At 44.1% G+C, this 12,708-nt stretch carries 10 protein-coding genes; 1 reads left to right on the plus strand and 9 read right to left on the minus strand.

The genetic code is table 11. The annotated features are described in order from the left end of the window. Nucleotides 1-27: 27 nt before the first annotated feature. Together ACZ5KY_RS00965 and ACZ5KY_RS00970 are read right to left on the minus strand one after the other, a co-directional pair. The gene (locus ACZ5KY_RS00965) at nucleotides 28-1,893 is read right to left on the minus strand and encodes an AMP-binding protein (RefSeq protein ID WP_464242043.1); all 1,866 of its coding nucleotides are present in this window, start codon (nucleotides 1,891-1,893) and stop codon (nucleotides 28-30) included. Next, the gene (locus ACZ5KY_RS00970) at nucleotides 1,893-2,654 is read right to left on the minus strand and encodes a 3'-5' exonuclease (protein WP_464242044.1); all 762 of its coding nucleotides are present in this window, start codon (nucleotides 2,652-2,654) and stop codon (nucleotides 1,893-1,895) included. Before ACZ5KY_RS00970 ends, ACZ5KY_RS00965 begins: the two co-directional genes overlap by 1 nt. A gap of 127 nt (nucleotides 2,655-2,781) precedes the next feature. On the opposite strand from ACZ5KY_RS00970, the gene ACZ5KY_RS00975 reads away from it, so the two are divergent. Then, complete coding sequence (locus ACZ5KY_RS00975; RefSeq protein WP_464242045.1) at nucleotides 2,782-3,435, plus strand: hypothetical protein; 654 nt, start codon at nucleotides 2,782-2,784, stop codon at nucleotides 3,433-3,435. 554 nt (nucleotides 3,436-3,989) lie between these two features. Here ACZ5KY_RS00975 and ACZ5KY_RS00980 read toward each other — a convergent pair. From ACZ5KY_RS00980 to ACZ5KY_RS01010, 7 genes are all read right to left on the minus strand, one after another. Then, entirely contained in the window at nucleotides 3,990-5,594 is a 1,605-nt protein-coding gene (locus ACZ5KY_RS00980; RefSeq protein ID WP_464242046.1) for a VC_2705 family sodium/solute symporter, read from the minus strand. A gap of 18 nt (nucleotides 5,595-5,612) precedes the next feature. Then, nucleotides 5,613-5,957 (minus strand): DUF4212 domain-containing protein, encoded by a 345-nt coding sequence (locus ACZ5KY_RS00985; protein ID WP_464242047.1) that lies wholly within the window; start codon nucleotides 5,955-5,957, stop codon nucleotides 5,613-5,615. A 142-nt stretch (nucleotides 5,958-6,099) separates the two neighbouring features. Further along, on the minus strand, nucleotides 6,100-6,261 hold the full coding sequence (locus ACZ5KY_RS00990) for a hypothetical protein (RefSeq protein ID WP_464242048.1): 162 nt from the start codon (nucleotides 6,259-6,261) through the stop codon (nucleotides 6,100-6,102). Nucleotides 6,262-6,772: 511 nt separating this feature from the next. Continuing rightward, nucleotides 6,773-7,879, minus strand: a complete 1,107-nt coding sequence (locus ACZ5KY_RS00995) for a PAS domain-containing protein (protein WP_464242049.1) — start codon at nucleotides 7,877-7,879, stop codon at nucleotides 6,773-6,775. 114 nt (nucleotides 7,880-7,993) lie between these two features. Then, nucleotides 7,994-9,799 (minus strand): TIGR04442 family protein, encoded by a 1,806-nt coding sequence (locus tag ACZ5KY_RS01000; protein WP_464242050.1) that lies wholly within the window; start codon nucleotides 9,797-9,799, stop codon nucleotides 7,994-7,996. Between the two features lie 46 nt (nucleotides 9,800-9,845). Further along, the gene (locus tag ACZ5KY_RS01005; RefSeq protein ID WP_464242051.1) at nucleotides 9,846-10,634 is read right to left on the minus strand and encodes a GPMC system MBL fold metallohydrolase; all 789 of its coding nucleotides are present in this window, start codon (nucleotides 10,632-10,634) and stop codon (nucleotides 9,846-9,848) included. Between the two features lie 141 nt (nucleotides 10,635-10,775). Beyond that, nucleotides 10,776-12,662: a YgiQ family radical SAM protein gene (locus ACZ5KY_RS01010; protein ID WP_464242052.1), complete on the minus strand. Its 1,887-nt coding sequence runs from the start codon at nucleotides 12,660-12,662 to the stop codon at nucleotides 10,776-10,778. Between the last annotated feature and the right edge of the window lie 46 nt (nucleotides 12,663-12,708).

Below are 12,708 nucleotides of genomic sequence, written 5' to 3' on the forward strand. Positions count from 1 at the left end.
GTCAATTCCTATCACGCGCACGGTTAGTTAGATCCCCTCCATTTGCAGGGCAATCTCTTTTAACAATCCGCGATTAATGCGGTTATCCGGTGTTTTCGGCAAATACTTGGTAAAGCGAATTCGATCCGGTACGTTTAGCTCACCAATCTCTTCAATAATGTGTTCCCGAATTTCTCGTAAGGTCTTTTCTCGGTAACTCTCATCACGTGATTCATCGAGGACACAATAGGTGACAAGGATGAACCCTTGTGCAGGGTGGTCGATAACAATTGCAGCACACTCACGCACACGAGCAAGGGTTAAAATTGATTCCTCAATTTCATCAATTGAACGGCGCCCCGAACCAGTACTCAAAATATTATCTAAGCGCCCCGTTAAATTAAGATTAGACTTTTCATCATAGTACGCACCATCGCCAGTCGTAAAATAGGTGCGTTCCTTAAACTTCTTCCAAAACACTTGCTGATAGCCGATGTCATCTTTATAAAGATCCTGCAACATCGATGGCAATGGAGAGCCAAGCACCAAGCGACCCGGTTCGCCACCCGCTTTAACGGGATGGCCATCAGAATCGACAACGCGGGCATCAACCCCTGGCAATGGTCGCATCATGGTATCGTCTTCGTAATCAAGTACTCCGGGAACACCTGCAATCAAGCAGCCACCCGTTTCTGTTTGACCCCAAATTTGAGTAATTGGCAAATTGCGCATATTCGTCAGTTCATACTGGGTCCAATCGTACAGATCTTCGCTGATCTTCTCACCACCAACACCGATCATCCGTAACGAGTTACTGGAACGGTTCAGGAACCGCTTGGTACTTTTTGCTCGCATCACGCTACGCAGCAGGGTTGGATTGGTGTACAACACCGTCACATGGTATTTATCCAAATAATCAAAAAAGCATTTGGTGTTTTCATAGGAGATGGTTCCCTCATACAAAAACACCGTCGCCCCAAGGGCGAGAGGACCGTAAACACCGTAAGTATGACCATTCACCCACGACAGATCGGCCGTATTCCAGAAGATATCTATCTCCTCTAAATCAAACAACAATTCAGTGGTAAATTGTGCCCACATCAAATAGCCCGCTAAACTATGGATGGCACCACGTGGATACTTTGATTTAGTTGAGGTGTAGAGCATAAACAACGGCTCATCGGCGTTATGGATCAGATCGACTTCAGCACCTGTCGAGAATGTTGGATCGGTGACTAAATCACGATACCAGATATCCCGCTTAGGCCGCATCGACACCTGTTGCCTTGAATGCTCGACAACAACGCAGTGATTAATGTCATAATCGATGCGCTCAAGAGCTTCGTTAACAACTTCCTTCAAGGCGCGACTCCGCATCGGTGCACCATCACAGGTGATAATGTATTTCGCATGACAATGCTGTAACCGTTGTGCCAATGCTTCAGCAGAATAAGCCATGTGGTAAGCAATATGGACCGCACCGATACTGGCGCAGGCCAACATCGCCATCACCATCTCGGGGATATTAGGCAGATAGAGAAACACTTTATCCCCGCGCTTGACACCAAGATGAACCAAACCATTGATAAGACAATTCACCTCGTAGGCTAAAGCTTGATAGGTGATGGTCCGCTCACCATGATCGACACCACGCCAGATCAGTGCCGCTTTGTTGCGGCGCACAGTCTTTAGGTGTTTACCAACCAAGTTTTCATAAACATTAAGTTTGCCCCCCGTATACCAACGGTAATGGGGCGGCGCCATATCATCACGCACCTTACGATAAGGGGTCTCCCATTCAAGATATTTCTTCCCCAACTGGTCAAACAGCTCTTTGTCAGACATATTTTGATATGCGTCGTAATCTTCAGCGGTAATACAACGTCGTTGATAACTTAATTTAGGGTGAGCCATTACATATTATCCTTCCGAGACATATCTTGCTGAGCGCGGAACAGATCATTAAGAGTCTGATACGACGAGGAGATCTCCTGCAAAATTCGCAAAAAAACCTTCGCTGTCGCAATCGAGTCACCTAATGCACGATGACGCTCATCGCATTCAATACAATACACATTTAACAAATCATCAAGTTCAGTACTGGTATTATTCTCCATCACTAACTTATGTAGCAACATGGTATCAAGCCAAGGAGTTCCGTCTAAATTACAGCCATATGATTCCTGCACGTGACGATCAAGCATTTTTATATCAAAATTAATATGGTGGCCTGCGATCAAGCTCCCACCAATAAAACTTAACAGCTCAGGCAGGACCTCACTGATAGTTGGCTTATCTAGCAACATATCATCGGTAATGCCATGCCATTGGATTGACTCAGGCGGAATAGGAAAAGGGGGTTTAACATAGGTTTCATAGATTTTTGTGATCCGGCCACTTTTGATTTTAACTGCGGCGGCATTGATAATCACGTCACGAGTTAAGTCTAAACCTGTGGTCTCTAAATCTATGATGCAATAGGTCGCCTCTCTTAAATCCATTTTCAACACGGAACGCGAACGGATTCGACCGCACAGGCAGGCAATATAATCACTTAACGGATCGAGACTATATTCTTTTTTTCGCGGTGCAATATTTTTAAGTAGTGATTTCCACATTGCGTCTAACGTGTCTCCCTCTTGATACTGACGAGTACGACAGCTCTTTTCAAACAAACAACCCTTCCATTCTGGGCCATTATAGCAAAAAGCGTCGCTGATGTGACCAAAAATAAACTGGTGTTTTATTCTGAGAACATTTATACTTTGAACACATCAATTTTCCCCAAGGAGCTTTACACTTATGAATTTAAAACCAATTTTCCTTCTTGTCATTATAATTTCTCTCATCATGTACTTAAGTCAGTGCAAATATGGTGCAGAGCATCAAAATGTAGACGAAAAATACAAGAATGCACACCTTACTGCCGTTAGCGCCCAAAACCTGCTAAAAGAAAAAAAACCAGCCGAGGCACTAAAATACTACGAAATGGCGCGTGCTGAGATGGAGCACCCCAACGTAGGCGCTGACAAGGGAGAAGATATCTATATCAATTACGGCTTTGTGCTTAATGATATTGGCGTCATCCACCTTAGCTGGGCACTTTACGGTAAAGACCTTTCAACGGAGCGCAGCCACATCAACATGGCAACTATTGACCACACAGAACTTGCCCTAGCAACTGAAGTCCTTGAGATCTCGGCTGAATTTTATACTCGGTGGTTTAAACACAATCCAAGTGATTACGAACGCTACTCTAAAGCTATTTCTGAATGCTATGCCAACCTAGGCGTGGCCTTCAAATACGCTGATCAACTTGATAAAGCTGAGGACACCTTTCGCCTCTCGCTTCTATTTAACCCTGACAACGGGAACGCGGAACGCTCACTAACGATGCTTGAGATTAATCCAACACCGTACATTGAAGCAGGGAAAAAAGAACGCGAACTGCATTAACATCCCAGTTCCAGAATTTAATAGTAACGACCAATACGGCCTCTTTGACCCAAAGGGGCCGTATTGGTTTTAAAGACCAAATCCACTCCCACTCAAATCAGCTCATTCCCAGTAGTACTACCTTCACCACGATCAACTCACCACGATCAACTCACCACGATCAACTCACTTCGATCAACTCACTTCGATCAACTCACTTCGATCAACTCACTTCGATCAACTCACTTCGATCAACTCACTTCGATCAACTCACTTCGATCAACTCACTTCGATCAAGAGTACTTCATGGCAGAGCAAACGAGGATGAAGAGTTAATTCTTCATATCGCTCCTTTCTCATATCACCCCTTAACTTTATTCTGCACCGAAAGGCATTCTAATCCACTCAACAATAATCACCCGAAGGCCTCTGTTCTGAACAATGATTTATACAAACTGAGCATCAAGACAGGCTAATCAGCTAAACACTATAATTCTAAAGAATATGACATTAACGACAAAAGCCCCCTCCACATAAAGTGAAGGGGGCTTTTTTAGATCAGCAAACGATTTAGCCTACTCGTCGTTGTGAACTTTATACAACAACTCTTTGATCTCTTGTGAAGGCTCAGGAGTCATGTATGAAACAATGATCATGGTGATCAAAACAGCTGGGACACCAACAACCGCGCTTGAAGTAAACGGGATGTAGTAAGCCAAAAGTGAAGTCTTCGGCAGTAGCATAGAACCGAATGTTACAACCAGACCAACAATCATACCAGCAATCGCAGCTTCTTTGGTTGTACGACTCCACCACAATCCTAGCAAGAATAGTGGGAAGAATGTATTCGCACCAAGGGCGAACGCTACCGCAGTAATCTGAGCGATCAATGCAGGTGGGTTCAATGCAACGATAATGATTGAGACACCTAAGATGACGGTACCAATACGGGCAACCTTCATCTTGCTATCTTCGCTTGCGTTTGGATTAAGAACACGGAAGTAGATATCGTGAGCAAACGCTGAAGAACCAGCCATCAACAAACCACCAACAGTTGAGAACGCGGCAGAAACACCACCAGCAGCAAGGAAACCTGCAAACCACTCAGGAAGACCCGCTAACTCAGCAGCATTAACAACGATTGCATCAGGTGTAATGGTACCAGCAGTACCTAACAAGTTAGAGAACTTAGCAAATGCAGCATATGCAGGAGCAGTCCAGTAAACAAGAGCGATACAGAATAGACCCCAAACAACCTGCCAGCGTGCATCACTTACCTTAGGAACAACATAGAAACGACCGATAACGTGTGGCAGACCCGCAGTACCGAGCATCAGAGTCATGCACAACGCAAACCAGTGATACATGGTGTACTTAGCAAAGGGTAGATAGTAGCTCGGATCAGAGATCGCAGCTGTGATACCGTTACCACCGTGACCAATGTCCCAAACTGCAGCACCATAACCAATTTGTGGAACCGCTGAGAAGTAGCCAAGCTTTGATGCGATGAAAAACAAAGGTAAGAAGAATGTGATAACGATAACCACATACTGAACCTGCATGTTTTTCGTTGCACCAAGCATACCTGAAATTAGAACGTATGTTAGAACAACACCCGTACCAACGACAACAGATGTTTGGTAGTTAATACCAAAGATCCAGTTGAACATCATACCAATACCTTTGTACTGACCAACAGCGTAAACAAAAGAGATGGTAATAACGATCAACGCAGACATCAAACGCGCAGTTGTTGAGTAATAACGGTCACCGACAAAGTCAGGAGCCGTATATTTCCCGTAGCGACGAACCTGACCAGCCATCAAGACCAGCAACAGTACGTAACCACCTGTCCAACCAAGGACATAGGATATTGCGAAATAACCTTTAAGATAGATCAGACCAGCCATACCTAAGTATGAAGCAGCTGACATCCAGTTAGAAGCGATCGCCATACCACCACCGATTTGGCCAACGCCACGACCAGCAGCCCAGTAATCTTCGGTATTTTGCGCTTTAGAGAAGACACCAACCATAACGAACAAGACCAAAAGTGAGATCATCATGATTGCAGGAATTACTTTAAACTTACCTTCAGGATTGAGGTCGGCAACAGCAAATGCGTTGGTTGACATCAAGACAAAGAATAGGGACAGGCCCCAATGCATCATTCTTTTCATATCGAGTTCTCCCTTTCTTTATTTGTCGTATTCAGACTCAAGTTTGTCAATAAACTTACAGTAGATGAAGCACAGAACAATAAACAGTGCGATCAAAAACTGTGATGAGTACCAGTAATGGAAAGGAAAACCCATGAACTGCATTTCAGTCAGGAAGCTCATTCCTGAGACCTGCGTAATAACCTCTCCAGTACTCAGCGTAATCTGAACTGTCTCATTCGGATCTGCAACAACCTTCAAAAGAAAGAGAAAACCATAAACGGCTACAAACCAAACAATAATCAGTTTCTTTTTCATCGCCACGTCTTTTTTCATGAAGTCGCCGACTGGCTTGAAAAAGTTAATATTAAGATCTTTACTCATACCCATACCTCCTTAGTGTAAAAGTTTGCAAGGCACCACCCTGACAAACCACATAAACTTAAACAATTAATTGCGCTTAAACCGTGTTTCTTTGACTGAACCCTCCTTTCGGTCAACCATAAATGTTTTCAGCAATAAAACCCTATGTTTCAGATGATTGTCTTTCACCATTAATGCGTGAATACAATGAGCGTCGTTTTTTAGGACTATTCTCAATGTGATCTTGGCAGTAAGAGAAAACAAAGCATATCAAAGCACCACCAGTGATAATTCCGCCAAGAATATAATACAATGTATCGTCCATCCTGAACTCCTCTGCTTTATCTACATTAGCCAGCATAATCCATACAAGCTTTTACGAGTTTTAATCTAAAAGAGTGTTTCCCCTTTTTATTTTTATCCCACACACACCTTTTTCGGTCAAGTAAAATGTTGTTATAAAATCGAACAACAATAACAAACAACAAACGATACACGAACAAACTCCTCACGGCAGATAAGCAGCATAAACGATTAAAACACTGCACAATCATATACTTACAGATAAATACATCCACTAGCTTCCACATGAAAACTGTTTTAAAACACAAAACATAGAATTAATTTCAGAGCGTAACGCCCAAAAGAATGTGCTACATCTCGGTTGAATCATCATTACAATATAACAGTATATAACGCACTATTTAACAAGTTTAGTATAAAATAACCAACTTGCAACAAACACTGATCTACTTTATCAATCAACAGCTATTTTTTTAAATAAGACAAAAAAAAAGCCCTCAAAGAGGGCTTTCATCATCACATTAATAATTGTGCTACAGCAATTCAGGACTTTTACAGAACTCTTCATGCATGCACATGTTGATAGCATCCACAATACCGTCAGCACCAAAGTTCGGCTGACAGGTGATCAAATAACACGCTGCACCGCGGCCAACAAAGTCAACAACGGTTGTGCTTTGCGCGCGCTCGCCACAAAGTGCCTGCTGAAACAGAGGATTAAATACTGTGTCGAAAAGTGTATCGCCTACAATACCCTGAAAAGTCTTACCTAAAACCTCTTCTTCCGACAATAAGACACACTGACAAAACTTCTTATTCACCTTTCGGTAAATAAAATCAGCATCTACAACGACAATTGGGTTTTGAACGCTATCAATGAACATCTCGGAATAGATCCGGCTCTGATCGGCTCGTGACTGAATCACAATAACACCAAGTCCAGCACTTAAACCCTCTAAAAACTGAATATCATCGCGAGTAAACAACCCCTTTTTCTGATCATGAATACGTAAAACACCAATCGGTGTACCACGATAATTAATTGGCAACAACACCACTGAACCGCCGTTACCTTCGGTACAACGGGCGCAGATACACACATTTAATGCTTTTGCTTCGGTATCAGAAAGTAAACCACGATCATTCGACCAAAACACACCGCCATCTGTTTTATTAAAACTGGTGCTATCCATCGAACCACCAATAATGTCGCCACAGATGCATTCAAGCCGACCTGATTGCTGTTCATCTGTCACGGTGTCACCTTGACAACTAACAACGCGATAGGAACGCTGCTGCTCGCTATCAACAAGATAAAGGGTAATGTCATCAACTGCGGTAAAGTGCCGAAGCAGTAAAACAAAATCACGGTACATTGTCGTGGCAAGAGTATTTTTACCCAGAAGTTCAAGCATGCTTAACAATAATTTTTGTCGCGCTTGAAGCTGTGCGCTGCGCTCACTTCCAGTCGCCAACCCAATAACGGGGGACAAGAGACTTGACTCATCACTGTCGTTGATTACTTCATCGACACGGAACACCGTCTTATAAATCTCGCAACTTTCATAATCACCACTACAATAATCGTGAGCCTTTTCAATGTTTTCACTACTTAAATTACGACAATAGCAGTTCGCCATAGGTGCCTTCATGAAAGGGCAAACACTCATTTTTTTTAATTTTATGCTCGACACGCTTTTCCCTTCAAGAGCTTCTACCAGCCCTCTAACACATAATCCATTTACGGTAACGAACTAATTTCCTTTACGCACACCATCTAAAATACACTCCTCTAGCCCGTGGCGAATCAGGTAATCATTTTCCAACTCTTCAACATAGAATCGATCTAAACCACCATAGAGAAGAAAATCTTCCCGTAGTGCACGATCATTTTCTGCAATAACTACTGGAAACAGCTCTTGCAGATAGAACAACTCTTTTTCAACATCGATCATCACCTCTTTATATAAAAAGATGGGAAACGGTTTAATAAGCACCCCTTTACGCTCAAGGACATCCTCAACTTCATTCTGCAATACCACCCGATCTTCCCAATTGACAGACTGCGAATATTTATTGCGCAATTGATCTTTAACAGTTGTCAACAAATGACCATAAAGTGCTTCATTTTGCGTAATCGCCTCTAAGCTTTCTAACAACGTCAACATCGGTGAATTCGAATGCAATGCTTTGCGAAGACACAGAATTTTTTCGCGACCATAAGTGCCAAGAAACGTATTGGTTAGTAAATCTTCAAATAATAATGCTTCAAATAAATTCTTTTGCAAGCGTTCTAATGCTTTATAACTGCGATGTAGGGCATACAGCATCTGCTCATTGATGCGAACCCCAACCATAAAGGCGAGATTGTTAATCTCTGTCGCAGAATTTTCATAATGGTCAAAATAATCGATGATGGATGTAATCCGTTCCAGCAAAGCGACATCGGCGCCAGCATGAACACGCTCATCACAGGATTTGCTTGTCTCAAGCAATATTTGATCAAAAAGGTAATCTCTATTTTGCATTGCTTGGCGCTTGTCAAACAGCAAGCGCACCATATCTTCGCGATTAACCGTGAGCTCCAACTGTTGATTTCCAGACAACAAACTAGATAAAATTTCACGCGTTTCGGCGATGTAATCCTGCTCTTGATCGACCATTTTTTCGTACTTCAAGTTGTCGTCGAGAGGCGCAAACAACGCAACAGGAATTTTATTTCGTGTTGCTAACGTTTTAAGGCGTGTCAATCGCGCATTTTCCTGACGGCTGATCGTGCCATTGTGATGGCACGCCGTAAGGATGCTGCGATATTCATCCACAACAATACGATTATCACGATGCGCATACATCACCGCAATCCGGATACGTTCCTGCTGATGGTCGCTAATACCTAACCGTTGGGCGAGGACTTTTAGGTTACCGTATTCACTATCGGGAATGGCTCGATAGGTAAAATAAAGTTTTTGGAATAGATCGTAATAGGCTTGATGTTTCTTGTTAATTAACCGCACGAGATAAAAATGACTCTTATGGCCGAGTAAGCCAAACATTTCATCAACCAGTCGCGCATCATCATCATCCGCAACACGTGGTGTTCGCTTTAACAAACGGCCTAACAATGAGAGCAATCCCTGCTGCTGCGTTTCTAACGCACCATAAATTGAACCGGTGACAAAGAAGAAACAGTTACTAATCGCATGACCCTCTTCAAATATTGAGTCATAGGGGATACGACCCATGGTGTCATCCGAAAAAGAAAGATCTCCACCACTTTGGTAACTTGCACCAAACAAAACTAAGCGATTTCGCACTTCCGGCTTGATTAAATCCGCTAAAGGCTGATCGATTCCATACATATATTCACAAAAGCTGCCACCATTACCCCAGTGACTTAACCCCGTAAGGTCGAGGCGCATCTCATTACCGGGTGAAAAAATTCGCAGAGCTTCCCCATCGCGTTCATAAAAATGACAACATTCAGCTCCACGAGCTGCGACGGTTACAAAATACTCAATCGTATCGTCAATATGTCCATGTAAACGCAATTCCTGCTGCATTAGAATCACCTTTGCCGCAATCGCGGCAGCTAAATAACACCTTTAATTACAAATTTTTTCCATCATTCAACGCAATCGTTAAGCCATCGTAAGCGAACTCGACCCCTTTCGGCAATAATTGCTGATGAAGACAATAGTCGACATCATGGCTCAGATGAGTCAAAACCACTCGTTCAGCCTTCAATTTCTGCGCGATGTCAATGGCCTGCGATACACTAAAATGGGTGGGGTGATTACGAAAGCGTAAGCCATCAATTACCAATACCCGCAGCCCTTGTAATTGGGCTACAGATTCCTGCGGCACGACACTACAATCGGTTAAATACGCCAGATCTCCGACACGGTAGCCCAACGCAATCTCATCACCATGCAGCAATCGAATCGGTACGATCTTACGGCCAAACAGCGACAGCGTATCATCGATAACAACTCCTTTGAGTCGTGGCCGAAAACCAACCCTTGATTGTGACTCAAACGCATAGCGAAAACTATTCGATAAATGTTGGATCAGCGTCTGTGACCCATAAACAGAAAGAGGTCGGTCAGCAGATCCATTCAAAATGCGAAGGTCATCTATACCATGAACGTGATCAGCATGGTTGTGCGTATACAACACCGCATCCACTCGACTTATCCCATGAGATAAACACTGCTGTCTTAAATCAGGTGATGAATCAATAAGGACCTGATAGCCATCCCACGACAACAAGGCACTACATCTGCTGCGTTTATTTCGAGGCTCCGTGGAGCAACACACGTCGCACGAACAACCAACAACGGGAACACCTGTGCTCGTTCCTGAGCCTAAAATTTTAATGGTTACGTCATCAGACACCAGTCACCTCAATCGTGCTAATATTTAACACCTTCTTCATTTAAATAAAACGCTTATTCTTTCTGTGCCACATAATCAGCATATAAATCATCAAACGATCACACGTGTGAGTGCTGTGTCCCAACAATTTAAGGAATCAAATTACCGTCGAGACCGTGTCGATCGTCCTCCGCCCCTTTTTTTTGAATGTGGCCGCACTTTTTCTTTTGATGTTGACTCTTTATCCTTGCGTGTTGAAGTTATACCGCCATGCCCCAACAGTATCGACTCTTCATCTTCACGACCACATAATCGCAATGCTTCGCGAATCGCAGCGCGGTTTTGTGGTTGATGATAAAGTAAAAGTGCCTTTTGCAAGCGGCGCTCTTTTTCTGAATAACTACTGACAACCGGCTCACCGCTACGAGGGTCAATACCCGTATGGTACATGCACGTCGCTAGAGTTCCGGGGGTCGGCGTAAATTCCTGAACCTGCTCAACAGACAAATTATACTGTTTCAAAAAGAGGGCAGTATCGACCATATCGCTTAATGTTGAACCCGGATGACCCGCCATCAAATAGGGGACAATTCCCCGCCGCTGCCCCGTGTGGCGATTATGCTCACGAAAGGTGTCAACAAAACGGGCAAAACTATGCGGTGCAGGCTTGCGCATCACTTTTAACAACGGAGCGCTCAACGCCTCGGGAGCCACCTTTAGTAACCCACCAACATGATGATCGAGTAAGGCAGCTAAATAATCTGGCTGATGTTCGAGCAGATCATAGCGAACGCCTGATGCTACAAAAACGTGTTTAACGGCTTTGATATTGCGGATTCGGCTCAACAATTTCGCCCCGCGTTCGTTATCAATATTCAAGTTTGAGCAGATTTTAGGATATAAACAACTATCGCGCTCACAACTCAGGCAACGTTTTGCATCCTTCAGTTCAATACCGTACATATTTGCTGTCGGTCCACCTACATCGCTAACGGTGCCACGAAACTGTGGATCGCTACTCATCCGCTCGATTTCAGTAACCACGGATTGCTCCGACCGCGACTGCACTTGCCGGCCTTGATGACGAGCAATCGCACAGAAAGCGCAGCCGCCTTGACAGCCGCGATGACTGGTAACCGACCAACGAATCTGCTCAAAGGCAGTTATTTTCTCACTATAACTAGGGTGTGGCCGCCGGGTAAACGGTAACGCATACAGTTCATCCAATTCAGTTTCACTCAACCCCGCCGACTGTGGATTAACGACAACAAAACGGCTCGAATGTCCCTGTATTAACGTATGGTTGCGGTGTTTATCGGTCGCAGAAAACCCCTGTGCATAACTCTGTGTATCATTCTGAACCTGTTCAAAAGTGGGCAAAAGAAACCCTGAAGGTTGACTGCTACTCAACCATGCCGTACCGCGAATATCGCTAAGCTGAGAGATAGATTCCCCTTGATGTAAACGGGAAACAATTTCAAGCAACGGCTTTTCACCCATGCCGTAAACCAGCAGATCAGCCTTACTGTCAACCAATACCGAGCGCCGAACCTGATCGCTCCAATAATCGTAGTGCGCCAGTCGCCGCAAGCTCGCCTCAATGCCCCCGATGATAATCGGTAGCCCTTTGAAAGCACCCTTAACCGCAGCAGTATAGGCGATAATCGCCCGATTAGGCCGTGCGCCACTTAATCCACCGGGAGTATAAGCATCATCACGGCGTTTTTTTCGTGCCGCCGTATAATGATTCACCATTGAATCCATCGCCCCAGCGGAGATTGCGGCACACAGCAGAGGCCGCCCCATCACGTTCAGAGCGTGTGGATCCTTCCACTCTGGTTGAGAAATGATGCCAACACGAAACCCTTTGGATTCAAGGTGTCGGGCCAGCAGTGGCACGCCAAACGCGGGATGATCAACATAGGCATCACCACTGATAAACAGCACGTCCAATTCATCCCAACCACGCAGCTTCATCTCCTGACGGTTGGTTGGCAAAAATAGCGATAAACAGGGAGCTTGTGGACTGCTTTGAGGACGTTTTTTCATAATACTTTCACAGGTACAGGCTCAGGCTCAAACACCTCAGCTGTTA

Source organism: Desulfuromonas svalbardensis, assembly GCF_055389415.1.

Excerpts from the sequence above, each read along its gene's own strand:
- ACZ5KY_RS00965 (WP_464242043.1), bottom strand. The coding sequence starts at position 1,893 with ATGGCTCACCCTAAATTAAGTTATCAACGACGTTGTATTACCGCTGAA.
- ACZ5KY_RS00975 (WP_464242045.1), top strand. The coding sequence starts at position 2,782 with ATGAATTTAAAACCAATTTTCCTTCTTGTCATTATAATTTCTCTCATC.
- ACZ5KY_RS00980 (WP_464242046.1), bottom strand. The coding sequence starts at position 5,594 with ATGAAAAGAATGATGCATTGGGGCCTGTCCCTATTCTTTGTCTTGATG.
- ACZ5KY_RS00985 (WP_464242047.1), bottom strand. The coding sequence starts at position 5,957 with ATGAGTAAAGATCTTAATATTAACTTTTTCAAGCCAGTCGGCGACTTC.
- ACZ5KY_RS00990 (WP_464242048.1), bottom strand. The coding sequence starts at position 6,261 with ATGGACGATACATTGTATTATATTCTTGGCGGAATTATCACTGGTGGT.
- ACZ5KY_RS00995 (WP_464242049.1), bottom strand. The coding sequence starts at position 7,879 with ATGGCGAACTGCTATTGTCGTAATTTAAGTAGTGAAAACATTGAAAAG.
- ACZ5KY_RS01000 (WP_464242050.1), bottom strand. The coding sequence starts at position 9,799 with ATGCAGCAGGAATTGCGTTTACATGGACATATTGACGATACGATTGAG.
- ACZ5KY_RS01010 (WP_464242052.1), bottom strand. The coding sequence starts at position 12,662 with ATGAAAAAACGTCCTCAAAGCAGTCCACAAGCTCCCTGTTTATCGCTA.